Here is a 26,411-nt window from a genome sequence, read left to right as displayed (position 1 = left end):
TGGCCAGAATTGCCGCCGCAGCGGCAGTACCGGTCTTGATGCCGTGGGTGAACGTCACTGAGGAGACCTTTCGGAGAGAGGGGAGTCCTCCGAGTCCTCGGAGGCATTGGTGTTCTCGGTGGAGATTTCCTCGGCCGGCATCTGCTGCTTGGCCGTGGGACGGGTGGGCCGCAGGAAGAGGGCCAGCACGATGACGATGTAGGCCAGCCAACAGATCAGCTGCAGCACCGTCGGGGTCGGGGTGACGTTGAAGACGCCCTGGATGATCGCGCCGTACCAGGCCGACCAGTCGAATGCGGAGCTGACGTCAAAGGCCTTGGAGGCCAGTCCGGGAAGCCAGCCCACGGTCTGCAGCGCGCCGATGCCGTACGACAGGACACCCGCGGCGACCAGGATCAGGAAGACGCCGGTGTAGGAGAAGAACTTGGCCAGGTTGATCCGCACCGCGCCGGCGTACAGGCCCCAGGCGATCGCGGCCGCGGCCAGCACACCGATCAGCAGGCCGAGCAGCGGCCACGCCGTCTCGGCCTCGGCGAACCCGACCATGAACAGCGCGGTCTCGACACCTTCGCGGCCCACGGCCAGGAACGCCAGCGCGAAGACGGCGAACGCGCCGGTCTCGAGTGCCTTCGACATCCCGGCCCGCAGCTCACCGGATATGGTGGCCGACGCCTTGCGCATCCACAGCACCATCGAGGTGACGATCACGACGGCCACCAGCGACGCGATGCCGGCGATGGCTTCGGCGCCCAGTCCCGACACCGTGTACGTGCCGTATTGGACGGTGAGGAACACGCCGACCGTCATCAGGACCGCGGCGCCGACGCCCAGCCAGACCCACTTGAGGGCGTCCCGGCGATCCGATTTCACCAGGAAGGCGATCAGGACCATGACGATGATCCCGGCCTCAAGGCCTTCCCGCAGGCCGATCAGTCCGCTGCCGAAGAGCTGGGCGGTGATAGTGGGGGCGGCCGCGCTGAATGTCGTGTGGATGCCGGTCGCGATGTCCGCCACGTCAGTCATTCGGGGAGTCCTAACTAACTTGGATAGTCCCAGGTAAGCAAGGCTTACCAAAGCAAGGATGGCCTCACCTTAACAGACGCGGGGCCTCGAGTTCATCGCCTCGTTGGCGTCATCGGTGGGGACCAATGACCCCGAATGCATGGGACGATAAGAGGGTTGATTGGGTTCGAGGAGTGCTGTGTCGTCAACGCGTTGGCTGCGGGCCGTCGCCGTCGTTGCGGCGGCCGCCATGCTGCTGGCTTCGAGTTGTTCCTGGCAGCTCGGCACACCGATTCCCGACGGTGTGCCGCCCCCGCCGGGTGATCCGGTGCCTGCGGTCGACACTCATGCCAAGGGCCGGCCAGCCGACCAATTGCGTGACTGGGCAGCACAACGCGCACCAGCACTCGGCATTCCGATCATCGCGCTGGAGGCCTACGCCTATGCCGCGCGGGTGGCCGAGGTGGAGAACCCGGGCTGCCATCTGGCCTGGACCACGCTGGCCGGGATCGGAATGGTCGAGAGCCACCACGGCACCTACCGCGGTGCCGTCATCGCACCCAATGGCGACGTCAGCCCGCCGATCCGCGGGGTGCACCTCGACGGCACCAACGGCAATCTCGAGATCATCGACAGCGAGCAGTCCCTCGACAGTGATGTGCCGGTCTACGCGCGGGCGATGGGTCCCATGCAGTTCATCCCCGAGACCTGGCGGCTCTACGGCGTCGACGCCAACAACGACGGGGTAATCAGCCCGGACAACATCGACGACGCCGCGCTATCGGCAGCGGGGTATCTGTGTTTCCGCGGTAAGGATCTGGCATCCCCGCGCGGCTGGATGAATGCGCTGCACGCCTACAACCACTCTGACCAGTACGCCCGCGCCGTTCGGGACTGGGCGACGGCGTATGCGCAAGGCCATGCGCTCTGACACCAGCTCGACGGCGCTGCCGCGACGGAATCCATTAAGCGCCTCCACGCCCGGGACCATCTAGGCTGTGAGCGTCCACCACGACGCTAAGGAGACAGCCAAGTGCCCATCATCGAGCAGGTCGCGGCCCGAGAGATTCTCGACTCCCGCGGCAACCCGACCGTCGAGGTCGAGGTGGCCCTGATTGACGGCACCTTCGCCCGCGCGGCCGTCCCGTCCGGCGCGTCGACCGGCGAGCACGAGGCGGTCGAATTGCGCGACGGCGCCGCCCGCTACGGCGGCAAGGGTGTGGAGAAAGCTGTCGAGGCGGTGCTCGACGAGATCGCTCCGGCGGTCATCGGGCTCTCCGCCGACGATCAGCGGCTCATCGATCAGGCGCTGCTCGACCTGGACGGCACCCCCGACAAATCGCGGCTGGGCGCCAACGCGATCCTCGGCGTCTCGCTGGCAGTCGCCAAGGCCGCCGCGGATTCGGCCGGGCTACCTCTCTTCCGGTACCTGGGCGGCCCGAATGCCCACATCCTGCCGGTGCCGATGATGAACATCATCAACGGTGGCGCCCACGCCGACACCGGCGTCGACGTCCAGGAGTTCATGATCGCCCCGATCGGTGCGCCGAGCTTCAAGGAGGCGCTGCGCTGGGGTGCGGAGGTTTACCACTCGCTGAAGTCGGTGCTCAAGAAGCAGGGCCTGTCCACCGGTTTGGGTGACGAGGGCGGCTTCGCCCCTGACCTGCCCGGCACCAAGGCGGCACTGGATTTGATCGGCACCGCCATCGAGGGTGCCGGCCTCAAGGTGGGCTCCGATGTCGCGCTGGCTCTTGACGTCGCGGCGACCGAGTTCTACACGCAGGGTTCGGGTTACGCCTTCGAGAAGGAGACCCGCACCGCCGCGCAGATGGCGCAGTTCTACGCCGGGCTGCTGGATTCCTACTCGCTGGTGTCGATCGAGGATCCGCTGTCCGAGGACGACTGGGACGGCTGGGTCGAGCTGACCACCGCGATCGGTGACCGCGTGCAGCTGGTCGGTGACGACCTGTTCGTCACCAACCCCGAACGCCTCGAGGAAGGTATCGAGCGCGGGGCGGCCAACGCACTTCTGGTGAAGGTCAACCAGATTGGCACGCTGACCGAGACGCTCGACGCCGTCGTCCTGGCCCATAACAGCGGGTACCGCACGATGATGAGCCACCGCAGCGGCGAGACCGAGGACACCACGATCGCCGATCTGGCGGTGGCGGTCGGCAGCGGTCAGATCAAGACCGGCGCGCCGGCCCGCAGCGAGCGGGTGGCCAAGTACAACCAGCTGCTGCGCATCGAAGAGGCGCTCGGCGACGCCGCGCGTTACGCCGGCGACTTGGCCTTCCCTCGGTTCGTGGTCGGCGAATAGGCTCCAAGTCACTGTGGCGGAGAGTAAGCGGCCCGACCCGAAGCGACGTTCCCCGGCCTCCCGGCCGGGTGCGTCGGGTCGGATCCGTCCGCGCACTTCGCCTACGGCCAAACCTCGGGCCGCTGAGACGCGCGCGGCCACAGAGCCGGTAAGCGTCACCGAGCCGATCCGCCGGGCGATTGCGGCCTCGGTGGCACAACAGAGTGAACAGCGGCTGGGTTTCACCGCGCGCCGCGCGGCGATCCTGGCGGCGCTGGTCTGTGTGCTGACGCTGACCATCGCTGGACCGGTGCGCACCTATTTCGCCCAGCGCACCGAGATGAAGCAACTGGCCGCGTCGGAGGCGGCGCTGCGTCAGCAGATCGCCGACCTCGAGTCGCAGAAGACCAAACTGGGGGATCCGGTGTACATCGCCGCGCAGGCTCGCGAACGGCTCGGTTTCGTGATGCCCGGTGATATTCCCTATCAGGTGCAACTGCCGCAAGGGGCGGCCACCGCCCCTGACACCAGCCCGCAGTCTGTACCGGTGCGCAACACCGATCCGTGGTACACGTCGTTGTGGCACACCATCGCTGATACGCCGCACGGCCCGCCGATGCCTGTTGCCGTGGATCCCGCCCGGCCCGCGCCACCACCAGATCCTGGTGCACCTCCACCGGCGCCCGGTGGTTGATCCCGCCGATCTCGACGCGGTGGCGCGGCAGTTGGGGCGCGAGCCGCGCGGCGTACTGGAGATCGCATATCGCTGCCCCAATGGTGAACCGGCCGTGGTCAAGACCGCGCCCCGGCTGCCCGACGGCACGCCGTTCCCCACCCTGTTCTACCTGACCCATCCGGTGTTGACGGCCGCGGCGAGCCGGCTGGAGTCCGACGGGCTGATGCGGCAGATGAGCGAACGGCTGCAACAGGATCCGGACCTGGCCGCGGCCTACCGCCGCGCGCACGAGTCCTACCTGGCCGAGCGGGACGCGATCGAGTCGCTGGGTACGACGTTCACCGGCGGGGGCATGCCGGACCGGATCAAGTGCCTGCATGTGCTGATCGCGCACTCGCTGGCAAAAGGCCGCAGCGTCAACCCGTTCGGCGATGAGGCGCTGGCGGTCCTTGCCGCCGAGCCGGGGATGGCGGGAATCCTGGACAACGAGGAGTGGACATCAACGTAGACACCAACCGGGTTGCGGCTATCGACTGTGGCACCAACTCGATCCGGCTGCTGATCGCCGATATGGCGTCCGGGCGGCTGCACGATCTCCACCGGGAGATGCGCATCGTGCGGTTGGGTCAAGGTGTTGATGCCACAGGGCAATTCGCGCCCGATGCGCTGGCTCGCACCCAAGCCGCGCTGAGCGACTATGCCGCGCTGCTGAAGCGTTTCGATGTGCCCAAGGTGCGCATGGTCGCGACATCGGCGACCCGCGACGCCGTCAACCGTGACGTGTTCTTCGCGATGACCGCCGAGGTGCTGGATCCCGCGGTCCCCGGCGCGATCGCCGAGGTGATCAGCGGCCAGGAGGAGGCCGAGCTGTCCTTCAACGGTGCGGTCGGTGAACTCAACAGTGCCGCAGCGCCATTCGTGGTGGTCGATCTGGGTGGCGGCTCGACAGAGGTGGTGATCGGCGACGGCAGCGGAGTGCAGGCCAGCTTCTCCGCCGATATCGGTTGCGTGCGGCTCACCGAGCGTTGCCTGCATTCCGACCCGCCGACGGCTGCCGAGGTGGCCGCGGCTCGTGAGGTGGTGGCGCAGCGTCTCGGCGAGGCGCTGCGCGTGGTCCCGGTCGGTCAGGCCAAGACCTGGGTCGGTGTGGCAGGCACCTTCACCACGCTCGCGGCGCTGGCCCAACACATGACCACCTACGATGCCGATGCGATTCATCTATCCCGGGTCGGGTTCGCCGACCTGCTGGCCGTATGCGATCAGCTGATCGGGATGACCCGCAAACAACGTGCCGCGCTCGGACCCATGCACGAGGGGCGTGTCGACGTCATCGGCGGGGGTTCGATCGTGGTCCAAGAGCTGGCCCGTGCGCTGGGCCAGCAGGCCGGCATCGACGAACTCGTCGTCAGCGAGCACGACATCCTCGACGGGATCGCGCTGTCAATCGCCTGACGCGCGTCACTCGCTGGAGTGATCAGCGGCTCGCCGTCAGAGACGCCTCTCGACTAGAGCTTGACCTTACAACCGCTGCCGATGTTGTGACAGTGGTGGCCGCCGTCGCAGGCGTTACAGCGACAACTGCAATCACCGGTGTGTTTGGGCTCGACCCCGGCATTCTTAACCTGACGGTTCATGGGACAGATCATCTCCTTCGCCCGGATGATGCTCACGATAGATCGCGGACCAGGCGTGCGTCAGCGGTTTTCCATCACTGCTCGAAGCGGTAGCCCATGCCCGCTTCGGTCAACAGATGGCGCGGATGTGACGGGTCGTCCTCGAGCTTGCGGCGCAGCTGCGCCAGATACACCCGCAGATAGTGGGTTTCCTTGGCGTAGGCCGGGCCCCACACCTCTTTGAGCAACTCCTCACGGCCCACCAGCTTGCCGCGATTACGCACCAGCATCTCCAGCATGCCCCACTCGGTGGGGGTCAGGTGTACTTCGACGCCGCCCTTGAGGACCTTCTTGGCGGCCAGATCGACTGTGAAAGAAGCGGTTTCGACCACCGGCTCGTCGATTTCCGATGCCGCCGCGGCGCGTCGCACCGCCGCGCGCAGCCGGGCCAGGAACTCGTCCATGCCGAAGGGCTTGGTCACGTAGTCGTCGGCACCCGCGTCCAGCGCGTCGACCTTCTCGGCTGAGTCGGTGCGGGCCGACAACACGATCACCGGTGCGTTCAGCCAGCCGCGCAGCCCGCCGAGCACCTCGATACCGTCCATATCGGGCAGCCCGAGGTCCAACACGACCACGTCGGGCCGGTGCTCGGCGGCGACCTTCAGCGCCCCGGCGCCGGTGGCGGCGGTGATCACCTCGTAGCCGCGCACGCTCAGATTGATCCGCAACGCCCGTAGGATCTGCGGCTCGTCGTCGATCACCAGCACCTTGATCTTGCTCACTCACCGGCCTCCCGGCGGCGCGGCGAGGTCGACGATCACCGTCAGTCCACCGCCAGGGGTGTCGGTGGCCGAGATCGTCCCGCCCATCGCCTCGACGAAGCCGCTGGCCACCGAGAGGCCCAGTCCGACACCATATTTGTTATTCCGGTCGCCGAGACGCTGGAACGGTTCGAACAACTGCTCCTCGGTGCCGCGGGGCACGCCCGGGCCTTCATCGATGACGTTGATCAGTATCCGCTCGCCGATCCGGCCGGCGTTGACCCGAACGATGGATTCCGGGGCGTAGCGAAGCGCGTTGTCGATCAGGTTGGCCAGCACCCGTTCCAGCAGGCCGGCATCGGCCAGCGCCACCGCATCCCCGACGTCGACCTTCACCCGATCGAGTCCCTTGGCGCCGAACCCGGTGCCCCGATTGATGCTCAGTAGTGCGCGCTGAACCACCTCCTCGAGATACACCCGTTTCAGTTCGGGACGCACCACCCCGGCCGCGAGCCGCGACGAATCCAGCAGGTTGTCCACCAGAGCGCTCAGCTGGTCGACGGACTCCTCGACAGTGGCCAGCAGCTCGGCGGTGTCTTCCTCGGAGAACCCGATGTCCTCGGACCGCAGGCTCGACACTGCCGCCTTGGCTCCGGCCAGCGGTGTGCGCAGGTCATGACTGACCGCCGACAGCAGCGAACGGCGCAGTTCGTCGGCCTTCTCGATGGCCTCGGCCTTGCTGGCCTCCGCGGCCAGTTCCCGCTGCCGCACCAGTCCGGCGGCCTGTTTGGCGACGGCGGTCAGCACCCGCCGGTCGCGCGCGGGCAGGCTGCGCCCCGACATCAGCATCCAGAACTCGTCGTCACCGACCTCGATGGCGGTGTCGGCGGAATCCACTGTCGCACAGGGATCTTCGCCGACACACGCGACGATCGTCTCGTCGTGCCCGCGCACGCGCAGCACGCTGACCGTACGCTGCGAATAGGTCTCCCGAACCCGCTCCAGCAGCGTCTCCAAGTCCGCGCCGCGCAGCACCGAGCCGGCGAACAGGGTCAGCAGCTCGGCTTCCTGGGAGGCGTGCCTGGCTTCGCGTTGCCGGCTGGCCGCCCGGTCGACCAGTACCGCGACCGCGACCGCCAGCATCAGCAGCACGAGCTCGGTGATGGCGGCGTCGGGTTCGGCGATGGTGAACGTGTAACGCGGTTCGGTCAGGAAATAGTTGAGCAGCAGACCCGACAGCATCGCCGACAGGACCGCCGGCGCCACGCCGCCGAGCAGCGCGACGACCAGAACGCCCACCACGAACAGGGCGCTCTCGCCGCCGATGGTGAGATATCTGTCCAGGAACAGCGCGGTCAGCGCGCAGATGACCGAGGGCACGATGACGGCGGCCAACCAGGAGATCACCCGGCGTTCTCGCGGCGAGACCGCCCGCAGCGTGAGCCCCCGCTTGGCCTCCTCATGGGTCACCATGTGCACGTCGATCTTGCCGGAGTGCTGGACGATCGCGGCCCCGATGCCCTCGTCGAAGACGCGGGCCCACCGGGACCGGCGCGACGTTCCGATCACCAGCTGCGTCGCGTTCATCTCACGGGCGAAGTCCAGCAACGATTTTCCGACGTCGTCGCCGACGACGGTATGCACCGTGGCGCCGAGGCTGGCGGCGAGTTCGCGGACCTTGCCCATCTGCGGCGCCGACACCCCGGACAGCCCGTCGCCCCGCACCACGTGCACAATCATCAGCTCGGCGCTGGATTTCGAGGCGATCCGGGAGGCGCGTCGCACCAGCGTCTCCGACTCGGCGCCGCCGGTGACGGCGACGACGACACGTTCGCGGGCCTCCCAGGTGGCGGTGATCTTGTTGTCGGCACGGTACTTCGACAGCGCGGCATCGACCTGGTCGGCCAGCCACAGCAGCGCCAGCTCCCGCAGTGCGGTCAGGTTCCCGCGACGGAAGTAGTTCGACAGCGCGGCGTCTACCTTCTCGGGCGCGTAGACGTTGCCGTGAGAAAGCCTGCGCCGCAATGCCTCCGGAGTGATATCGACCAGCTCGATCTGCGAGGCGCTGCGGACGATCTCGTCGGGCACGGTCTCTTGTTGTTCGATCCCGGTGATCTGCGCGACGACGTCGTTGAGGCTTTCCAGGTGCTGGACGTTGACGGTCGAGAGCACCGTGATGCCAGCGTCGAGCAGCTCTTCGACATCCATCCACCGCTTCGGGTTCTTGCTGCCAGGGGTGTTGGTGTGCGCAAGTTCGTCGACCAGGACCACCTGCGGCTTGCGGGCCAGCACGGCGGGGACGTCGAGCTCGGGGAAGCGACTGCCGCGGTAGTCGATGTAGTGGGGCGGGATGGTCTGGATCCCGGTGAGCAGTCCTGCTGTCTTCGTCCGACCGTGCGTCTCGACCACGGCGGCCACCAGGTCTGTACCCCGCTCGAGCCGCCGGTGGGCCTCGCCGAGCATCGCGAACGTCTTTCCGACGCCTGGGGCGGCGCCAAGGTAGATGCGCAGCTCGCCCCGACGCGGCTTGGGGCCGGTGGGCGCGGGCTGCGCATCGTCCTCGGATGAGACGTCAGGCGGCGGTTCGCCGCCTGACGTCACGCGTGGCGGTTGAACGGTGTCCACCCGCTTATCATCCACGGTCGAATCAGCTCTTCACCGGAAACTTCTCGTCCAGCGCAATATTGAGCTCGACGACATTGACCCGCGGCTCGCCGAGGACGCCGAGGGTGCGGCCGTCGGTGTGGTCGGCGAGAAGCGGCCGGATCTGATCGGCGCTGACACCCCGGGCCTTGGCCACCCGCGCGATCTGCAGGTCTGCGTAGGCGGGGGAGATGTTCGGATCCAGGCCGCTAGCGCTGGCCGTGACCGCATCGGCGGGCACCGCAGGGTCGGACGCGGCACCCTTGATCGGAACGACCTGTCCGGCTGAGTAGTCCTCGCCGAACGTGGCGCATTGCACCCGGATGCCTTCGTAGGTGTCCAGGAACGGCTGCTTGGTCGTGTCACACGGTTCGTTGACGCTGACCACCTGGGTGGGGTTCACGACATTGCCGCGAGCATCGCGCGGACCGATGACCGACAACACCGCGCCCACGCCGCCGCCGGTGCAGAACGGACGCTTACCGTCGATGCCCTCGAGGTCGCCCACCGCCTTGCTACGCGAGCACACCAGGCTTAGCAGGCTGGCCTTGTAGCCATTCCCGTCGGCCGGCAGCGACGGATCGCCCGGGGTGTCGACGATGCTTTCCGGACCCAGGTTCGACGCGCTGGTGGCCAGCGGGTTGTATCCGGCGCCCGCGGCCGAGGGCCGGCTCTGGAAGTACTGCGGTAGTGCGTTGCCCTTGTCGTCGGTGAACAGTTGCCCGATCAAGCTGGAGCCCAACGGCTTTCCGTTCACCTCGATGATCGAGCCGTCGGCCTTGTCCTTGAGCCCCGGAATCTGAGCTACCAGCCAGATGAATAGCGGATAGCCGATCCCGACGATGACGGTGAGCACCAGCAGCGCCCGCAGCGCTGCCCAGTGTTGACGAACGAGACTGGAGAAGTTCATGTCACATCCCTGGCAAGAATTGGATGACGAGGTCAATCACCTTGATCCCGATGAACGGGGCGATGATCCCGCCTAGGCCGTATATGTAGAGGTTGCGGCTCAGCAGCTTCGAAGCGCTGCTCGGGGTGTAGCGAACACCTCTGAGCGACAACGGAATCAGCGCGATGATGACGAGCGCGTTGAAGATGACCGCGGACAGGATCGCCGACTGCGGGCTGTGCAGCCGCATGATGTTCAGCAGATCGAGGCCGGGGAACAGCGCCACGAACATCGCCGGAATGATGGCGAAGTACTTGGCGATGTCGTTGGCGATCGAGAACGTGGTCAGCGCACCGCGGGTGATCAACAACTGCTTGCCGATCTCGACGATCTCGATGAGCTTGGTCGGGTCGGAGTCCAAGTCGACCATGTTGCCGGCCTCTTTGGCCGCCGAGGTGCCGGTGTTCATCGCCACACCCACGTCGGCCTGCGCCAGCGCGGGTGCGTCGTTGGTGCCGTCACCGGTCATCGCGACCAGCTTGCCGCCCGCCTGCTCCTGCTTGATCAGCGCGAGCTTGTCCTCGGGCGTGGCCTCGGCGAGGAAGTCGTCGACACCGGCTTCGTCGGCAATTGCCTTGGCGGTCAACGGGTTGTCACCGGTGATCATCACCGTGCGGATGCCCATCTTGCGCATCTCGTCGAAGCGTTCGCGCATGCCCTGCTTGACGACGTCCTTGAGGTGAATGACGCCAAGAACTTCGGCTTTGCCGTCGACCTGCTGGCCGACCACCAATGGTGTGCCGCCCCCTGCGGAGATCCCGTCGACGATATCGCCGAGTTGTGTCGGCACGGTACCGCCCGCCGTCCGTACCCATTCCGCGACCGTACTGGCCGCGCCCTTGCGCAGCAGGTGACCGTTCTCCATGTCGACACCGGACATCCTGGTGGCGGCGGAGAACTCCACCCAGTGCGCATTGACCAGCTCACCCGGGGTGCGGGCGCGCAGGCCGAAGTTGGACTTGGCGAACACCACGATCGAGCGGCCCTCGGGGGTTTCGTCGGCCAGGCTGGACAGCTGCGCGGCATCGGCGAGCTGCTCGGGGGTGACCCCCGTCAGCGGGACGAAGTCCGACGCCTGTCGGTTGCCCAGGGTGATGGTGCCGGTCTTGTCCAGCAGCAGCGTGTTGACGTCACCGGCGGCCTCGACCGCGCGGCCCGACATGGCCAAGACGTTGCGCTGCACCAACCGGTCCATTCCGGCGATGCCGATCGCGGACAGCAGTGCGCCGATGGTCGTCGGGATCAGACACACCAGCAGCGAGACCATCACGATGCCGGTGATGCCGTCGCCGGCGAGCGCCAACGTGTCCGGTACCCCGGGGTTGTTGGTCTTCGAGAAGATGGCCAGCGGCTGCAGGGTCGCGACGGCGAAGATGAAGATGATCGTCAGCGCGGCCAGCAGGATGTTCAGCGCGATCTCGTTCGGAGTCTTCTGCCGGTTGGCGCCCTCGACGAGGGCGATCATCCGGTCGATGAAACTCTCACCGGGCTTCTGGGTGATCTTCACGACGATGCGGTCCGACAGCACCGTGGTGCCACCGGTCACCGCCGAGCGATCGCCGCCGGACTCCCGGATCACCGGAGCTGATTCGCCGGTGATGGCCGACTCGTCTACCGACGCAATGCCTTCCAGCACGTCACCGTCGCCGGGGATGACCTGGCCGGCCTCGACGACCACGAAGTCGCCCTGACTCAGCAGTGGCGCCGCGACTTCTTCCTCGCGACCTGGCTTGCCGGGCTCCCAACCAACGAGCCGGCGAGCCATGGTGTCGGCCTTGGTCTTTCGCAGCGATTCGGCCTGCGCCTTACCTCGGCCTTCGGCCACGGCCTCGGCGAGGTTGGCGAACACTACCGTCAACCACAGCCAGAAGACCGTTAGCCAGGCGAACCAGCTCGGGCTGATGATCGCCAGGATGGTGCTCCACCCGGCGCCGATCTCGACGATGAACATGACCGGGTTGCGCCAGAGGGTGCGCGGGTCGAGCTTGACCAGTGCATCCGGTAGGGCCTTCCACAGCATCTTGGGGTCGAGCAGACCACCCTGGACCTGCTTCTTCTTACCGCTGTCGGGTTGGTGTGTCGACTCTGCAGCGGAGTCGAGCGTTGTAGCTGCCATGGGTTAGTGAATTCCTTCGGCGAGTGGCCCGAGCGCGAGCATGGGCAGGAAGGTGAGGGCCACCAGGATGAGGGTCACGCCGGCGACCATGCCGACGAACTGGGGGCGGTGGGTGGGCAGGGTGCCGATCGACTCCGGCGTGTGGCCTTGTTTGGCCAGCGCACCGGCCAGGGCGAGTACCAGCACGATTGGCAGGAACCGGCCGAACACCATCGCCAGGCCTAATGCGGTGTTGTACCAGTCGGTGTTCACGGTGATGCCGGCGAACGCCGAGCCGTTGTTGTTGGCCGCCGAGGTGAATGCGTAGAGCACCTCGGACAGCCCGTGCGGCCCGCCGTTGAGCATGCCCGCGCGTTGTCCGGGCATCGCCATCGCGATAGCGGTTCCGGTCAGCACGATCAACGGGGTCACTAGGAAATAGCTTGCGGCCAGCTTGATTTCGCGCGGGGTGATCTTCTTACCCAGGTACTCCGGGGTGCGGCCGACCATCAGGCCGGCGACGAACACCGTGATCACCGCGAGGATCAGCATGCCGTAGAGGCCCGACCCGGTGCCGCCGGGTGCCACCTCACCGAGCTGCATGTTGAACATCGTCATCATGCCGCCGAGGCTGGTGTAGGAGTCGTGGGACGAGTCCACCGCGCCGGTCGACGTCAAGGTGGTGGCGTCGGCGAAGATCGCCGAGTCGGCAACGCCGAAGCGTTGTTCGACGCCCTCCATGGCCGATCCGACGGCGGTGGGCACGGTGCCGTGCGCCTGCAGCTGGAACTTCAGCATCAGCGTCACGCTGATCAGTGCCAGCACGCTCATCACGGCCGCGATCGCGTAGCCCTGCTTCTTGCTGTCGACCATGCGCCCGAAGGTGCGCGGCAGCGAGAAGCTGATCACCAGCAGCAGGAAGATCTCCACCCAGTTGGTCCACGTGGTGGGGTTCTCGAACGGGTGCGCCGAGTTGGCGTTGTAGAAGCCGCCGCCGTTGGTGCCGAGTTCCTTGATCGCCTCCTGGCTGGCAACCGGACCGCCGGTGATGGTCTGCTGCGCGCCGGCCAGGGTGTTGACGATCTGGTCGTGCAGATGGAAGTTCTGGATCACCCCGCCGGCAAGCAGAACGATCGCCGCCAGCACCGAGATCGGCAGCAGGATGCGCAGCGTGCCACGCACCAGATCGACCCAGAAATTGCCGAGCTCGGTCGCGTTGCGGCGGGCGAAGCCGCGCACCAAGGCGACGGCGACAGCCATGCCGACCGCGGCCGAGGTGAAGTTCTGCACCGACAACCCGGCCATCTGGACCAGGTGGCCTTGAGTCGATTCGCCAGAGTAGGCCTGCCAGTTGGTGTTGGTCACGAAGCTGACCGCGGTGTTCCAGGCCAGCGCCGGAGTCATCGGGGTTGCCGGATCGTTGAGGTGCAGCGGCAGCTTGCCCTGAACCAGCTGGAAGATGAACAGAACCAGGATGCTGATCGCGGAGAAGGCCAGCACGCTGCGCGCGTAGGCGCCCCAGGTCTGCTCCGACTTGGGGTCGGCGCCGATCAGCCGATAGATGAACCGTTCCGCGCGGTTGTTTTTGTCCGAGTTGTAGACCCGGTACATGTAGTCGCCCAGCGGCATGTGCACGGCCGCGAGCGCAACGATCAAGAGGACGAGAAACACGATCCCCGCCGATGTCGTAGTCACTAGAACCTCTCCGGAAACAGCAGTGCGGCGGCAAGGAACAGCGCCACCAGCACCGACAGGATCAGCCCGACGATGTTCTCGTAGCTCACAGTCGCTCGACCAGCTTCTGCACGAGGCCGAGCAGGGCGAAGATCGCCACTGTCAGCACGATGTAAATGACGACACCCATGTCTCTCCGTTCACGACCAAATCGATGAGTCCTCGTCGCTTCGGCCCGCCCACCAATGCTTGAGCCTCGACGTGGAGGACCACCACGAACGCTAGATCGCGCAACCACCGGCGCTGCCGGCGTTGACGGTTTCTTTACGCCGCAGCGCGGCGCCTTAACGGACTTCGTATGGATCGCGTAACCGTCTGCGCTGCGGCCGGATCGCCTTCCTAGTTTGGGGTCGACCCAGCACTCAACGACGAAGGAGGCTGCCGTTATCAGCGGTATAACGCAGTGGGGGACACCGGCGTTAATGCAGTTCGTCGTCGTTGTCGTGCTGGTTGTCCTGTTGCATGTTCCGCTTGGCGACTACATGGCGCGGGTCTACTCCGATGCCAAGCACTGGCGGATCGAGCAGGTGATCTACCGTCTGATCGGCTCAGAGCCCGATGGCCAACAACGGTGGACGAAGTACGGGTACTCGCTGCTGGCCTTCTCCGTGGTCAGCGTGCTGTTCCTCTACGGATTGCTGCTGATCCAGACGAAGCTGCCCGAGCCGTGGGGCCACGCCGGGATGAATCCAGCCCTGGCCTTCAACACCGCGATCTCGTTCGTCACCAACACCAGTTGGCAGAGCTACGCCGGCGAAGCCACGCTGGGGCATGTCGGCCTCGTCGCCGGGCTGGGGGTGCAGGCCTTCGCCAGTTGCGCGGTTGGCATGTGTGTTGGCGTTGCGTTGGTTCGAGGCCTCGCGCAGTACCAGAACGAGCAGCTCGGCAACTTCTGGACCGACTTGGTGCGCTCGATCGTCCGAATCCTGCTTCCACCGTCCATCATCGTCACGCTGGTATTACTGGCGTTGGGTGTGGTGAACAATTTCCATGGCGGGCAAGAGGTTTCGACTCTGGCTGGCGGCAACCAGACGATTCTCGGCGGGCCGGTGGCCACCTGGGAGTCGATCAAGCTGATGTCCGGCGACGGCGGTGGAGCCTTCAACGTCAATAGTGCGCACCCGTTCGAGAACCCGACGCCGTTGACGAACGCGGTGGAAATCGTTGCGATGCTGGTGATTCCGGTTGGATTTTTGCGGACCTTCGGTGCCATGGTCGGTGACCGCGAGCAGGGTTGGGCGCTGTTCACGGCAGCCGCGGTGCTTTTCGTGGTCGCAACGGTAGCGATCGTCGTGGCGACCGCGGTGTCGCACGGTTTGTCGGAGGTGCTGTCCGCGTTCACCAGCTCGGCGGCCAACAACGGCAGCGCATTCGCGGAAATCAGCGCCAACACCACCTGGTACAACACCGCGCTCGCGTTCGCAATGGTGATCGGGAGGTTCATTCCGATCATCGCCGTGTTGGCGATTGCGGGCACTTTTGCGGCTCAGAAGCCTGGCGTCATCACCGCGGGAACGCTGAGAACTCATTCGCCCACGTTCATCGTTCTGATAGTTGGTGCCACGCTGCTTGTCGTCGGGCTGGAGTACCTGCCGGCGTTGGCGCTCGGTCCGCCGGCCGACGGACTCAGGTAGCCCACAGCACGATCAGAGCCTCGCCAAGGTTTGGGCGGGCAACGTCACGAGATCGCAAGGATTCGCTATCTCGTGCTGTCGGCGCGCGATTGTGGAATGGGTCGCCCGTGGCAGGAGGCCGGGGCGTTTCGGTGAAGAGGTTTCGGTGACATTGTCGACTAGCTTTCGGTCAATCGTTCGGGGACGTCAACTGCCACAGGTTGATCAGGCGGAGATACGCCGGCTGATCAGCTATCGGGATTCGTGCGCGCCCGCTGAGGTGTCGTTCCCGGCGACCGTCCTGCACGACGCTGGCGTGGCCCGGTGGCTGCGCGATCAACGTTTCGCAATCGACGTACGCACTCTGCCCGAGTTGTATTCAGCGATAGCGGCCGGTATCCATCCGGTCCTGATGACGGTTCACGTCGAGCAGTTCGACAGGCAGGACATTCGCCGGGTGGGTGCCACCGGGGCGGCTCGGGTTGTGCTCAGCTGTTCAGAACACATCGCGTCACTAGGGGCAGAGAAAGCAGGACGCACACAGAATGTGTTGTTGCGCATGGCCGATGCTGCGACCGGCGACCGGCAGCAGTTCATTTTCGACTCCAAAGAGGCCGATGGCGCCGTGGACGCGGTAATGGCCCGGCGTTCTGCAGCCCTGATCGGGCTGCACTGCGACGTCGGCACGGCTGTCGAGGACTTCATCAGTTATCCGGCCGCGATCGGCAACATGATCGCGCAGATGGACCACATCCGCCGTCGTCACGGTGTCGTGCTGACCCGGCTCATCCTCGGTGGCGGAAAAGCCCTGACCGATTCTGACAGTTCCGCCGTCCGACGCGATCTTGCCGAGGAGATTGACCGTGCGGTCGACGACGCATGCGCCACATTGCGGTTCCCGCGGCCGGTGATCGTGATGTCGGCCGGCGGTCCCGACCCATCGGTCCCCTTCTGAGTGACACTGTGGCGCTGCGCTGTTGTACGGAGTACCGCAGGGCACGAATCCGCGGTGTCGCGTGCCACGGTGGTCGGCGTTGGTCGCTTCGTCGTGAACGCTCGATGGCAGTTGGACGCGTTGGCAGGGATGTCGACTCCACGTCGCCGAGTCCTGATCGACGTGACAGATCAGGACGCCGACGAACTGGTCGCCGCGACAAACTCTTGCGCGGGCTTGAACATGATTGGTGTGCATCGCAGTCTGCCGCTTTCCCAGCCCCGCGGTCAACATTGCGCTGTCGCACACGGAACTGATCGCCACTAGGCTCACACGGCCCACGCGGGTCGGACTCGGCGACGAGGGGGTCGACCAACGGTTCGTCGGTCACGTCACCTCCGACCAGCCGGATGTGGTCCTCGACGGGACGAAGTGATTCGCGGCATCCGGCGTAGGTCAGCGCCTCGAGCACCGTCACCGAAACGCCGGGCCGTTCGCGCACGGTGCGGTGAACGAAGTTAGCACCGATGAATCCGGGGCCGCCCGTCACCAACCGCCGCACGGCGCCCACCGTAACGGGCACCCGCGACGTCACCCGGCCGCGGTCAGCCCCAGCGGCCCGGCCAACTCGGTCAGTGTGGGCAGCAGTGTGTCGGGCCCGCCCAGCACCTGGATGGTCACGTGATCGGCCCCGGCATCGAGGTGTTCGGTCAGCCGCGCGGCAATCGCCTCGACCGTGCCGTAGGCGATCACCGAGTCGATCAACTTGTCACTGCCCGGCTGCTCGACGTCGGCATCGCTAAAGCCCAGCCGCTTCCAGTTGTTGACGTAGTTGCTCAACCCCAGGTAGAAGCCGACGCTGTCCCGGCCGAGCCTTCTGGCCTCTTCGACGTCAGTGGTGAGGACCACCTTGTGTTCGGGCGCCAGGAACGCCGACGCACCCACCAGGTCGCGCGCCTGCGCGGTGTGCTCGGGGGTGGTCAGGTAGGGGTGCGCGCCGGCGCTGCGATGCGCGGCAAGCTGCAGCACCTTGGGCCCGAGCGCGGCGATCACCCGACGGCTGGTCGGCACGCACTTGTCGTCGAGCTTGTCGAGATAGCTCACCAGCGCCTCGTAGGGCTTCTGGTAATCCTGCGTGTGCTCGGGGTGACCTACGCCCACACCGAGCAAAAACCTTCCGGGATAAGCATTTTCGATGCGCTCAAAGGACGCTGCGACCTCGTCTGGCGGCGCGTTCCAGATATTGACGATCCCGGTGGCGACGGTCAGATTCTCGGTACGCTCGAGGATCGGCTCGACGAACGCAAGCTCGGCAGCCGGCGATGCGCCGACCCATATCGCGCCGTAGCCCAGGCGCTCGATCTCGACCGCCCGGTCCGGTGACACCGGGCCGGCGGTCCACACTCCGAAGCGGCCGAGATCGGGTTTGAGCAGCGACGGATTGGTCACGAGTACCTCTCGTTAGGTTGTTTGAGACTCAAGTTATTTGAGACCCAGCGGGCCGGCCAGTGCAGCCAGCGCATCCACCAGCTTGTCAGAAGATGTCAACACCTGGACAGGCACGTGGTCGGCCCCGGCGTCGAGATGGGCGGTGAGCCGGGCCGCGATCTCCTCGGGTGTGCCGTAGGCCACGACGGCGTCGACCAGCCGGTCGCTGCCGGGCTTGGCCACGTCTTCGTCGTTGAAGCCCAACCGTTTCCAGCTGTTGAGGTAGTTCTGCAAGTTGAGGTAGATGTCCAGCGCACCCCTGCCGACCTGCCGCGCCTTCTCAGCGTCCGTGGTGAGGATCGCCTTGTGTTCGGGTGCCAGGAACGCATGCGGGCCCAGCAGCTCGCGCGCCTGCGCGGTGTGCTCGGGCGTGGTCAGGTACGGGTGCGCCCCGGCGCTGCGCGCGGCCGACAGTTTGAGAACCTGCGGTCCGAGTGCGGCGATCACCCGCCGGTTCTTGGGCACACCGTACTCGTCGAGCTTGTCGAGGTAGCCGCGCAGCGCGTCGATCGGTTTCTGGTATTCCTCGGTGGCTTCGGGATGGCCGACGCCGATGCCGAGCAGGAACCGGCCGGGGTAGGCCGCTTCGATGCGGTGGAACGACTCGGCCACCGGGCCGGGCGCCGCGGTCCAGATGTTGACTATGCCGGTGGCCACCTTCAACGTGGTGGTGTTGGCCAAAATTGGTTCCACCCAATCCAATTCGGCCGGCGGCGAACCGCCCACCCAGACTGCGCCGTACCCCAGCGCCTCGATCTCCTTGGCTTGCTGCGGGGTGACCCCGCGACCGAATGATGCGAACCTGCCGAGATCGGGCTTGGCGCTCATGGGGGCTACAACCCGCGGTCCGGCGCAGCCTATTCCGCAGTGGCGGAAAGTTCACCTGGCGATGGCGCAATCGGTCCCGGCGCCGTCAGCGGCAAGCGGATGATGAAGCGGGTATTGCCCGGTTCGGACGCCACCTGAATATCGCCCTGATGCTTTTCGACGATGATGCGGCGCGCGAGGTCCAGGCCGAGGCCGTCGCCCTCGCCGAACGGTTTCGTGGTGAAGAACGCGGTGAAGATCCGATCGATGATCTCGTCGGGGATACCGGGGCCGTCGTCACCGATCTCGACCCGGATCATGTCCTCGCCCTGACGGGCGGTGCGGATTGTCAGCGTGCCGCGACCCTTCATCGCCTGGATGGCGTTGTTGATGATGACATCCCATACCTCGTTCAAACCGCCTGGGTAGCAGCCGATTTCGGGGAGTGTCTTATCCCAGTCCTTGACCAGCTTGATGGGTTTGTCCGGGCCTACCTTGTGGCCGAAGAGCGTCTTCAGCGTGCTGTGCAGCAACTCGTGCACATTGGCGACCTGGTACTCGGCCCGGTCCATCTGGGAGTACTTCTTGGCCCCGGCGAGCAGACCGGAGATACGTTCGGAGGCGTCGGCGATCTCGTTCATCCGCAATTCGGTGTCGATGGTGTACTTCAGCCAGCCGATGGCGCTCTGCAAGGTCGCCGAGCAGTCGACCGAATCGATGGAGGCCTCGACGCGTTCCAGCCAATCGACATCCAGGCCCGCCTCCACGAATGTCGGCGCATAATCCCACGCCCCGGCGATGCCGTGGTTTTCCAGCCAATCGCCGACCTGGTCCTCGCGATCGGAGGTCTCCAGCGCGGTCAGTTCCTGTGCCTTGGATTTGGCGACCATTTCGGCGACTTCGTCCTGAATGCGTACCAGCATGCGCAGCGCCTCAGGGGTGAACTTGCCGTCGGCCAGCATCGACAGCTTGTAGCGCATCTTGCCGACCCCCTCGCGCAGATCGGCGACTGCTCTGGCGGTAGCAGCGGCGGGGTTGTTGAGCTGGTGGGTGAGCCCCGCGGTGATCGTGCCGAGCGCCAGCAGCTTTTGGCGCTGTCCGATGATCTGGCTCTGTCGCCGGCCGCCGACCATGTGGCCCTCGAGTAGGTGCACGGCCATGGGGAATTCGGTCTGCATGAATTTCGCGAACGCGCTTGCGTCGAGCACGAAGAACCGCGACGGCCGCGTGACGCGCACCGACGCCTGGTAGAGCTGTTCCTCGTCGGGGATGTAGGCCGACCAGGCTCCGCAATACACGCCCCGCTGCGAGGTGCGATTGGTCTCGACGTCGACCCCGCCGGAGCGTTTGGACATCACCAACTCACCGTCGAGCAGAACGTAGAAGCAGGTGGCCGGCTCGCCCTCCACGACGACGGGGCCGGTCTCGAAGACGCGGATATGCCCGTTCGCGCACAGCGTCTGCAACTGTTCGTCGGTCAGCGCCTCGAACAGGAACAGGGTCCGCAGTTCGTCGGGTAGGCATTTCTCGCCCATCGTCTTCTCCTTGCTGGTTACGCCTCGGCCAGGTAGCGGTGCACCAACATCACCGCCATCGACCCTTCGCCGACAGCCGCGGCCACCCTTTTGGCGGACTCGGCGCGCACGTCTCCTGCAACAAACACACCCGGCACGCTTGTTTCCAGGTGGTGCGGCGGCCGGTCCAGACCCCACCCGGCCACATTGGCCAGGTCGGGTCCGGCCAGGACGAAACCGTGGTCGTCGACGGCGACGACCTCTTTGAGCCAGTTGGTGCGGGGCTCGGCGCCGATGAAGCAGCACATCCGGGTGGATTCGACGGTTTCCCGCTGACCGGTCTGCCTGTCCTCCAGCACCAGGCCGGTCAGGTGATCATCGTCGCCGAGGGTGTCCACCACCTCGGTGCAGGTCCGGACGGAGATGTTGGGATTCTTCTCGATCTGCTGGATCAGGTAGTGCGACATCGACGCTTCCAGCGAGGGGCCGCGCACCAGCATGGTGACCGAGTTGGCTTCGCGGGACATGTACATCGCGGCCTGCCCGGCCGAGTTGGCCCCGCCGACGATGTAGACGTCCTCACCCTTGCATTCGGAGGCGTCCGACACCGAGGCGCCGTAGTAGACGCCGCGTCCGACGTAGTTGCTGGCGGGGTCGTCGGGGTTGTCCCAGCATCCGGTGACCTGCAGCTGGCGGTAGGAGACACCGGTGGCCAGGATGACCGCCCGCGCGGCGATGCTGCCGCCGTCCTCGAAGGTGATGGTGCGAGCGGTTCCTGCCTCGCCGGCCTCCAGCCGGACTGCCTTGCGGGTGGTGATGACCTCGGCGCCGAAACGCTCGGCCTGCCGGCGCGCCGACGTCGTCAGCTCGGCCCCGGAGACGCCGGTGGGGAAGCCGAGGTAGTTCTCGATCCGCGAGCTGCGCCCGGCCTGGCCGCCGGTCGTCGTCTCCTCGATCAGGACCGTCCTGAGCCCTTCGGACGCGCCGTACACGCCGGCCGCGAGTCCCGCCGGCCCGCCGCCGATGACGGCGAGGTCATACATCTCGAGCAAGGGGTTGGTCGATAACCCCAGCATTTCGGCAAGCGCGGCGTTGGTCGGGTCGACCAGGATCTCGCCCTTCTCGGTGATGACGACCGGCAGCTCCAACCCATCCAGGCTGGCGGCGTCGAGCAGTTGCTTGCCCTTGGGCTCGTCGGCGTTGAACGCCCGGAACGTGTGCTGGTTGCGGGCCAGGAACTGGCGGACCTCCCAGGACCGCTCACTCCACCGGTGCCCGATCACCTTGGTGTGGGGGATGGCGCGATCGCCGGTGGCGTGCCAGGCCTCCAGTAGCGCGTCGATCACCGGGTAGAGCTTTTCCTCCGGCGGATCCCACGGCTTGAGCAGGTAGTGGTCCAGATCGACGACGTTGATGGCGTCGATCGCGGCGTGGGTGTCGGCATAGGCCGTCAGTAGAACGCGCCGGGCCATCGGGTAGACGTCCATCGCCTCTTCGAGGAACTGGATGCCGCTCATCTGAGGCATCCGGTAGTCGGCGACGAACACCGCGACGGTCTCGCCGCGCAGCTTGAGTTCGTTGATCGTTTCCAGCGCGTCCGGCCCGGATTCTGCCCGCACGATCCGGTATCGATCGCCGTAGTGGCGGCGAAGGTCGCGAGCAACAGCGCGCGACACGGCCGGGTCGTCGTCAACGGTGAGAATGACGGGTTTGCGGGGCTGGGGAGCGGGTCCGGTCATCGCTTGTCATTATGCGTCGGATGTCCAGTGCTCATGCGGGTGAGCGTGGCACGGTCGACGTTCCGGCCGCGCGTGCCGCGAGGGCATCGGCCACCGCGCTGAACTCGACAAGTGCGGCGGTGAGGTCGTCGACGATCTCCTGCGCGATGACCTCGGGCGGCACGCCGTCGTCGAGGTCGGTTGCCGAGGAGTCCTTCAGCCAAGTGATGTCGAGGTTCACCTTGTCCCGTGCGGCGAGTTCGTCGTGCGGGTACTGACGGAACCGTTCGGACTCGATGCGGGCGCTGCGATTCTCTGCGTTGAACACCTCGACGAACGGTGCCAGGTCCGCCTCGCGCATGGGGCGCTGCTTGAGCGTGAAATGCGAGCTGTCTCACCGGCTCCGCCTTCGAAGAAAACATTGTCGGGGACGACGACCGCGGCGCAGCCGTCGATCTTCAACGAGGTGGCAATGTGCTGCACGAAATTGAGTTGCTTGTGTGTGGTGGTGACCCAGAAATCAGGCCGGCTGTAGGCGATGTCCTCGCGTTCGGCCCGGCCATCCTCGCCGACGACGGTGACCGAGGACTTCCGTCCAAATGGAGGATTGGCGAGCACCCCGACGCTTCATAGCAGAACGGCACTGGTTCGTCGCGTCGCCAGGCGGCCAATTTGTGTTCGGGGCGCGGGCCGTCGGCATACCTGCGGGTCTGCCGCGGCGACGAAGGCTCGGGCGCTATAAAGCTTCGTGGGGTGCGATCCCCTGAAACCGCGATCCGGAGCAGGTTGCCCAGCTGCCAACACTGCTCCAGTGCGCTCAACGCGGCGTGCACATCGAACAGATGAGTGTGGGTGGCGGCGTTGCCGATCTTTCTGATCTCGTGAAGAGCGCCAGCGGTCTGGCGGGTGAGAACACCCGCGCGCTCCAGGGCGATGATTCGGTCGACCTGCCGATCGCCGGCGCACTGAGTCCGAGTACGGATCACCAGCTGCTCGGCCAAGACTTCACCGAACTGCCGACACTTCACCAACGCACCGTTGGGGTCGACGTAGATCGCTTTCGGTCTCTACCCATCTGTGCGGTTAGCCGCCAGCTTTTACCGGACGCGAACGTCAAATCGCCCGGCTAACGGGCCTCAACTCAGGTCGGCAGCGCTTTGCGGCCGAGAGGTCCGCGGTGAACGAGGGGCGAACGTGCCATCGCAGCTGCTCTGTGCGGATTTTGGGTACGGCCCCGGAGCGGGTATCGTAGACCGGCGGTGCGGTATCCGCGCCGACTCTTGCGTGCCTCGTCCTGGAATTTGTGGAATTTCCCGATCCCGGCTCACGTTTTGCAGTCGGGGCGAGCGCTGCCCCGAACCGAGAAAGCAGGATCTGAGAGGTTATGGCCAAGAAAGACGGTGCCATCGAGGTCGAGGGCCGCGTGGTCGAGCCCCTGCCCAATGCGATGTTTCGTATTGAGCTGGAGAACGGACACAAGGTGCTCGCTCACATCAGCGGCAAGATGCGGCAGCACTACATCCGCATCCTCCCCGAGGACCGGGTGGTAGTGGAGTTGTCTCCCTACGACCTGACCCGGGGTCGCATTGTGTACCGGTACAAGTAGCGACGAGCGCAGCGAGTCGCTACGAAATATCTAACGTGCCCGACCGACCCCGAACCAGCGCACGACCGATAAACCGACGAGAACTAGAAGGATCGAACAGCCGTGAAGGTGAACCCGAGCGTCAAGCCGATCTGCGACAAGTGCAGGGTGATCCGCCGGCATGGGCGGGTCATGGTGATCTGCTCTGATCCGCGCCACAAGCAGCGGCAGGGCTAACCGGCCCACCGCTTGCATCGGCGAGCATCACAACAACTCAATGATGACCTCCCAGTATCACTGAATGGATTGGCCATTTAGCTGCGCCCGGAACGGAGGCCGGGCCCCGACGCAGTCGGGAACGAACTGGGAACAGACCTCCGCATAGAAGAAGGAATCAAAGCCCTGTGGCACGTCTAGTGGGCGTGGATCTCCCGCGCGATAAGCGCATGGAGATCGCGCTGACCTACATCTACGGCATCGGCCGTACCCGTTCTCAGGAAATCCTCGACGCGACCGGTATCGACCGGGATCTGCGTACCAAGGACCTGACCGACGATCAGCTCACGCAATTGCGTGACTACATCGAAGCCTCCCTCAAGGTTGAGGGTGACCTGCGCCGTGAGGTGCAGGCCGACATCCGTCGCAAGATCGAGATCGGCTGCTACCAGGGCCTGCGGCACCGTCGCGGTCTGCCGGTGCGTGGCCAGCGAACCAAGACCAATGCGCGTACCCGTAAGGGCCCGAAGCGCACCATCGCCGGCAAGAAGAAGGCCAGGTAACCCCGGATGGCACAAGCAAAGAAGGGCGGCGCTGCACCCAAGAAGGGGCAGAAGACCCGTCGCCGGGAAAAGAAGAACGTCCCGCACGGTGCCGCGCATATCAAGAGCACCTTCAACAACACGATCGTCTCGATCACCGATCCGCAGGGCAATGTCATTGCCTGGGCGTCGTCGGGTCACGTCGGCTTCAAGGGATCGCGTAAGTCGACCCCGTTCGCCGCTCAGCTGGCTGCCGAGAACGCTGCCCGCAAGGCGCAGGAGCACGGCGTCAAGAAGGTCGACGTGTTCGTCAAGGGCCCGGGTTCGGGCCGTGAGACCGCCATCCGTTCGCTCCAGGCCGCTGGCCTCGAGGTTGGCGCGATTTCCGATGTCACACCGCAGCCGCACAACGGCTGCCGTCCGCCCAAGCGGCGCCGGGTCTAGGGAGGACTAGAAAATGGCTCGTTATACCGGACCCGCAACCCGCAAGTCGCGCCGTCTTGGCGTCGACCTGGTTGGCGGCGATCAGTCGTTCGAGAAGCGCCCCTACCCGCCCGGCCAGCACGGCCGCGCGCGGATCAAGGAGAGCGAATACCGCCAGCAGCTGCAGGAGAAGCAGAAGGCTCGCTTCACCTACGGCGTGCTGGAGAAGCAGTTCCGCAGGTACTACGAAGAGGCGAACCGTTCCTCGGGCAAGACTGGCGAGAACCTGCTGCAGATCCTGGAGACCCGCCTGGACAACGTCGTGTACCGCGCCGGTTTGGCGCGTACCCGCCGGGCAGCTCGCCAGCTCGTCAGCCACGGCCACTTCACCGTCAACGGTGTCAAGGTGAACATCCCGAGCTACCGGGTGTCGCAGTACGACATCATCGACATCAAAGAGAGGTCGCTGAACACCTTCCCGTTCGAGCTGTCCCGGCAGACCGCCGGTGACCGCCCGATCCCGTCCTGGTTGCAGGTCGTGGGAGAGCGTCAGCGGATCCTCGTGCACCAGCTGCCCGAGCGCGCGCAGATCCAGGTGCCGCTGGCCGAGCAGCTCATCGTCGAGTTCTACTCGAAGTAAGAAGACGTCCGCGGAGCAACCGTTGCGCGGATCACTTGACGGCATCAAATAGCGGGTGCCGAGAAGGAGATACGAAAAACCATGCTGATTTCTCAGCGCCCCACGCTCAGCGAAGAGGTCATCGCCGAGAACCGGTCCCAGTTCGTCATCGAGCCGCTGGAGCCGGGATTCGGTTACACCCTTGGCAATTCGCTGCGGCGTACGCTGCTGTCGTCGATCCCCGGCGCGGCCGTGACGAGCATCCGCATCGATGGTGTGCTGCACGAGTTCACCACCGTGCCCGGTGTGAAGGAAGACGTCACCGACATCATCCTGAACCTCAAGAGCCTGGTCGTCGCTTCCGAGGAGGACGAGCCGGTCACCATGTACCTGCGCAAGCAGGGCCCGGGTGTGGTCACTGCCGGTGACATCGTTCCGCCTGCCGGCGTGACGGTGCACAATCCCGACATGCACATCGCGACCCTCAACGACAAGGGCAAGCTCGAGGTCGAGCTCGTTGTCGAGCGTGGCCGCGGTTACGTGCCGGCCGTGCAGAACAAGGCGTCGGGCGCCGAGATCGGCCGTATCCCGGTCGATTCCATCTACTCGCCGGTGCTGAAGGTCACCTACAAGGTGGAGGCCACCCGCGTCGAGCAGCGCACCGACTTCGACAAGCTGATCCTGGACGTCGAGACCAAGAACTCTATCGGCCCGCGTGACGCCCTCGCGTCGGCCGGCAAGACCCTGGTCGAATTGTTCGGTCTGGCACGGGAACTCAACGTCGAGGCCGAGGGCATCGAGATCGGCCCGTCGCCGGCCGAGGCCGATCACATCGCGGCGTTCGCGCTGCCGATCGACGATCTGGATCTGACGGTCCGCTCGTACAACTGCCTCAAGCGCGAAGGTGTGCACACCGTCGGCGAGCTGGTCGCCCGCACGGAGTCCGATCTGCTGGACATCCGTAACTTCGGCCAGAAGTCGATCGACGAGGTCAAGATCAAGCTGCACCAGCTGGGTCTGTCGCTCAAGGACAGCCCGGCCAGCTTCGACCCTTCCGAGGTCGCCGGCTACGACGTCGCCACCGGCACCTGGAACAGCGATGCAGGCTATGACCTGGACGCCGACCAGGACTACGCCGAAACCGAACAGCTCTAAGAACAACCCGTCCCGGCCCTACCTG

Annotated in this window: 25 protein-coding genes and 3 pseudogenes; 13 read left to right on the top strand and 15 right to left on the bottom strand. The window is 65.6% G+C overall.

Annotation, left to right across the window (positions count from 1 at the left end; all coding sequences use genetic code 11):
* Positions 1-54: 54 nt before the first annotated feature.
* Positions 55-1,023 carry an iron uptake transporter permease EfeU gene (gene efeU / locus G6N13_RS03275; protein WP_163694788.1) on the bottom strand — a complete coding sequence of 323 codons (969 nt, stop codon included), beginning with the start codon at positions 1,021-1,023 and terminating at the stop codon, positions 55-57.
* Between the two features lie 178 nt (positions 1,024-1,201).
* Here efeU and G6N13_RS03270 point away from each other — a divergent pair, with 178 nt between their 5' ends.
* From G6N13_RS03270 to G6N13_RS03250, 5 genes are all read left to right on the top strand, one after another.
* The gene (locus tag G6N13_RS03270; RefSeq protein ID WP_163694787.1) at positions 1,202-1,933 is read left to right on the top strand and encodes a lytic transglycosylase domain-containing protein; all 732 of its coding nucleotides are present in this window, start codon (positions 1,202-1,204) and stop codon (positions 1,931-1,933) included.
* A gap of 102 nt (positions 1,934-2,035) precedes the next feature.
* Positions 2,036-3,322, top strand: coding sequence for a phosphopyruvate hydratase (eno, locus tag G6N13_RS03265; RefSeq protein ID WP_163694786.1), 1,287 nt, complete (start codon positions 2,036-2,038; stop codon positions 3,320-3,322).
* A 13-nt stretch (positions 3,323-3,335) separates the two neighbouring features.
* Positions 3,336-3,995, top strand: coding sequence for a septum formation initiator family protein (locus tag G6N13_RS03260; RefSeq protein WP_163694785.1), 660 nt, complete (start codon positions 3,336-3,338; stop codon positions 3,993-3,995).
* Complete coding sequence (locus tag G6N13_RS03255) at positions 3,988-4,485, top strand: DUF501 domain-containing protein (RefSeq protein WP_163694784.1); 498 nt, start codon at positions 3,988-3,990, stop codon at positions 4,483-4,485. Before G6N13_RS03260 ends, G6N13_RS03255 begins: the two co-directional genes overlap by 8 nt.
* Before the next feature lie 62 nt (positions 4,486-4,547).
* Positions 4,548-5,429: a Ppx/GppA phosphatase family protein gene (locus G6N13_RS03250; protein WP_163701639.1), complete on the top strand. Its 882-nt coding sequence runs from the start codon at positions 4,548-4,550 to the stop codon at positions 5,427-5,429.
* 256 nt (positions 5,430-5,685) lie between these two features.
* Here the strand turns inward: G6N13_RS03250 and G6N13_RS03245 are convergent, their stop codons facing one another.
* The 6 genes from G6N13_RS03245 to G6N13_RS24795 all read right to left on the bottom strand — a co-directional run bounded on the left by G6N13_RS03245 (position 5,686) and on the right by G6N13_RS24795 (position 13,822).
* Complete coding sequence (locus tag G6N13_RS03245) at positions 5,686-6,363, bottom strand: response regulator (protein WP_170310473.1); 678 nt, start codon at positions 6,361-6,363, stop codon at positions 5,686-5,688.
* A 9-nt stretch (positions 6,364-6,372) separates the two neighbouring features.
* Positions 6,373-8,862: a DUF4118 domain-containing protein gene (locus G6N13_RS03240; RefSeq protein WP_163701636.1), complete on the bottom strand. Its 2,490-nt coding sequence runs from the start codon at positions 8,860-8,862 to the stop codon at positions 6,373-6,375.
* Between the two features lie 136 nt (positions 8,863-8,998).
* A complete protein-coding gene (locus G6N13_RS03235; RefSeq protein ID WP_163694782.1) occupies positions 8,999-9,904 on the bottom strand; it encodes a potassium-transporting ATPase subunit C in 906 nt (301 codons plus the stop codon).
* 1 nt (position 9,905) lies between these two features.
* Complete coding sequence (gene kdpB, locus G6N13_RS03230) at positions 9,906-12,059, bottom strand: potassium-transporting ATPase subunit KdpB (protein WP_163694781.1); 2,154 nt, start codon at positions 12,057-12,059, stop codon at positions 9,906-9,908.
* A 3-nt stretch (positions 12,060-12,062) separates the two neighbouring features.
* Entirely contained in the window at positions 12,063-13,733 is a 1,671-nt protein-coding gene (gene kdpA / locus G6N13_RS03225; protein ID WP_163694780.1) for a potassium-transporting ATPase subunit KdpA, read from the bottom strand.
* The gene (locus G6N13_RS24795; protein WP_163694779.1) at positions 13,733-13,822 is read right to left on the bottom strand and encodes a potassium-transporting ATPase subunit F; all 90 of its coding nucleotides are present in this window, start codon (positions 13,820-13,822) and stop codon (positions 13,733-13,735) included. Before G6N13_RS24795 ends, kdpA begins: the two co-directional genes overlap by 1 nt.
* Positions 13,823-14,194: 372 nt before the next feature.
* On the opposite strand from G6N13_RS24795, the gene G6N13_RS03210 reads away from it, so the two are divergent.
* A complete protein-coding gene (locus G6N13_RS03210; RefSeq protein ID WP_163694778.1) occupies positions 14,195-15,406 on the top strand; it encodes a potassium-transporting ATPase subunit KdpA in 1,212 nt (403 codons plus the stop codon).
* A 145-nt stretch (positions 15,407-15,551) separates the two neighbouring features.
* Entirely contained in the window at positions 15,552-16,340 is a 789-nt protein-coding gene (locus G6N13_RS03205) for a type III PLP-dependent enzyme domain-containing protein (protein ID WP_163694777.1), read from the top strand.
* Between the two features lie 325 nt (positions 16,341-16,665).
* Here G6N13_RS03205 and G6N13_RS03200 read toward each other — a convergent pair.
* The 8 genes and pseudogenes from G6N13_RS03200 to G6N13_RS26060 all read right to left on the bottom strand — a co-directional run.
* A pseudogene (locus G6N13_RS03200) lies at positions 16,666-16,881 on the bottom strand (NAD-dependent epimerase/dehydratase family protein); the annotation flags it as partial.
* A 29-nt stretch (positions 16,882-16,910) separates the two neighbouring features.
* Positions 16,911-17,768 (bottom strand): LLM class F420-dependent oxidoreductase, encoded by an 858-nt coding sequence (locus G6N13_RS03195; protein WP_163694776.1) that lies wholly within the window; start codon positions 17,766-17,768, stop codon positions 16,911-16,913.
* A gap of 33 nt (positions 17,769-17,801) precedes the next feature.
* Positions 17,802-18,635, bottom strand: coding sequence for an LLM class F420-dependent oxidoreductase (locus tag G6N13_RS03190; RefSeq protein WP_163694775.1), 834 nt, complete (start codon positions 18,633-18,635; stop codon positions 17,802-17,804).
* A 29-nt stretch (positions 18,636-18,664) separates the two neighbouring features.
* Positions 18,665-20,149, bottom strand: coding sequence for an ATP-binding protein (locus G6N13_RS03185; protein ID WP_163694774.1), 1,485 nt, complete (start codon positions 20,147-20,149; stop codon positions 18,665-18,667).
* A 17-nt stretch (positions 20,150-20,166) separates the two neighbouring features.
* The gene (locus G6N13_RS03180) at positions 20,167-21,867 is read right to left on the bottom strand and encodes an NAD(P)/FAD-dependent oxidoreductase (protein WP_163694773.1); all 1,701 of its coding nucleotides are present in this window, start codon (positions 21,865-21,867) and stop codon (positions 20,167-20,169) included.
* Between the two features lie 31 nt (positions 21,868-21,898).
* Positions 21,899-22,207, bottom strand: coding sequence for a hypothetical protein (locus G6N13_RS24790; protein WP_235678136.1), 309 nt, complete (start codon positions 22,205-22,207; stop codon positions 21,899-21,901).
* Between the two features lie 83 nt (positions 22,208-22,290).
* Positions 22,291-22,464: pseudogene (locus G6N13_RS24785) on the bottom strand (SAM-dependent DNA methyltransferase); the annotation flags it as partial.
* A gap of 275 nt (positions 22,465-22,739) precedes the next feature.
* Positions 22,740-22,874 (bottom strand): annotated as a pseudogene (locus G6N13_RS26060) (hypothetical protein); the annotation flags it as partial.
* Positions 22,875-23,230: 356 nt separating this feature from the next.
* On the opposite strand from G6N13_RS26060, the gene infA reads away from it, so the two are divergent.
* The 6 genes from infA to G6N13_RS03140 all read left to right on the top strand — a co-directional run bounded on the left by infA (position 23,231) and on the right by G6N13_RS03140 (position 26,386).
* A complete protein-coding gene (gene infA / locus G6N13_RS03165) occupies positions 23,231-23,452 on the top strand; it encodes a translation initiation factor IF-1 (RefSeq protein WP_005140011.1) in 222 nt (73 codons plus the stop codon).
* A 102-nt stretch (positions 23,453-23,554) separates the two neighbouring features.
* The gene (gene rpmJ / locus G6N13_RS03160) at positions 23,555-23,668 is read left to right on the top strand and encodes a 50S ribosomal protein L36 (protein WP_003879483.1); all 114 of its coding nucleotides are present in this window, start codon (positions 23,555-23,557) and stop codon (positions 23,666-23,668) included.
* Positions 23,669-23,835: 167 nt separating this feature from the next.
* The gene (gene rpsM / locus G6N13_RS03155; protein WP_163694771.1) at positions 23,836-24,210 is read left to right on the top strand and encodes a 30S ribosomal protein S13; all 375 of its coding nucleotides are present in this window, start codon (positions 23,836-23,838) and stop codon (positions 24,208-24,210) included.
* A 6-nt stretch (positions 24,211-24,216) separates the two neighbouring features.
* On the top strand, positions 24,217-24,633 hold the full coding sequence (gene rpsK / locus G6N13_RS03150) for a 30S ribosomal protein S11 (RefSeq protein WP_005140014.1): 417 nt from the start codon (positions 24,217-24,219) through the stop codon (positions 24,631-24,633).
* Positions 24,634-24,646: 13 nt separating this feature from the next.
* The gene (gene rpsD, locus G6N13_RS03145) at positions 24,647-25,252 is read left to right on the top strand and encodes a 30S ribosomal protein S4 (protein WP_163694770.1); all 606 of its coding nucleotides are present in this window, start codon (positions 24,647-24,649) and stop codon (positions 25,250-25,252) included.
* Positions 25,253-25,333: 81 nt separating this feature from the next.
* The gene (locus tag G6N13_RS03140; RefSeq protein ID WP_163694769.1) at positions 25,334-26,386 is read left to right on the top strand and encodes a DNA-directed RNA polymerase subunit alpha; all 1,053 of its coding nucleotides are present in this window, start codon (positions 25,334-25,336) and stop codon (positions 26,384-26,386) included.
* The last annotated feature ends 25 nt before the right edge of the window (positions 26,387-26,411 follow it).

The sequence above is a fragment of the Mycolicibacterium sarraceniae genome, from assembly GCF_010731875.1.
Classification (GTDB): Bacteria; Actinomycetota; Actinomycetes; order Mycobacteriales; family Mycobacteriaceae; genus Mycobacterium; species Mycobacterium sarraceniae.
This window is presented reverse-complemented; position numbering and strand designations above follow the sequence as displayed.

Coding starts and splice junctions, on each gene's coding strand:
- efeU (WP_163694788.1), bottom strand. CDS start 1,023: ATGACTGACGTGGCGGACATCGCGACCGGCATCCACACGACATTCAGC.
- G6N13_RS03250 (WP_163701639.1), top strand. CDS start 4,548: ATGGCGTCCGGGCGGCTGCACGATCTCCACCGGGAGATGCGCATCGTG.
- G6N13_RS03235 (WP_163694782.1), bottom strand. CDS start 9,904: ATGAACTTCTCCAGTCTCGTTCGTCAACACTGGGCAGCGCTGCGGGCG.
- kdpB (WP_163694781.1), bottom strand. CDS start 12,059: ATGGCAGCTACAACGCTCGACTCCGCTGCAGAGTCGACACACCAACCC.
- G6N13_RS03210 (WP_163694778.1), top strand. CDS start 14,195: ATGCAGTTCGTCGTCGTTGTCGTGCTGGTTGTCCTGTTGCATGTTCCG.
- G6N13_RS03190 (WP_163694775.1), bottom strand. CDS start 18,635: ATGAGCGCCAAGCCCGATCTCGGCAGGTTCGCATCATTCGGTCGCGGG.
- G6N13_RS03185 (WP_163694774.1), bottom strand. CDS start 20,149: ATGGGCGAGAAATGCCTACCCGACGAACTGCGGACCCTGTTCCTGTTC.
- G6N13_RS03180 (WP_163694773.1), bottom strand. CDS start 21,867: ATGACCGGACCCGCTCCCCAGCCCCGCAAACCCGTCATTCTCACCGTT.
- G6N13_RS24790 (WP_235678136.1), bottom strand. CDS start 22,207: ATGCGCGAGGCGGACCTGGCACCGTTCGTCGAGGTGTTCAACGCAGAG.
- infA (WP_005140011.1), top strand. CDS start 23,231: ATGGCCAAGAAAGACGGTGCCATCGAGGTCGAGGGCCGCGTGGTCGAG.
- rpsK (WP_005140014.1), top strand. CDS start 24,217: ATGGCACAAGCAAAGAAGGGCGGCGCTGCACCCAAGAAGGGGCAGAAG.
- rpsD (WP_163694770.1), top strand. CDS start 24,647: ATGGCTCGTTATACCGGACCCGCAACCCGCAAGTCGCGCCGTCTTGGC.
- G6N13_RS03140 (WP_163694769.1), top strand. CDS start 25,334: ATGCTGATTTCTCAGCGCCCCACGCTCAGCGAAGAGGTCATCGCCGAG.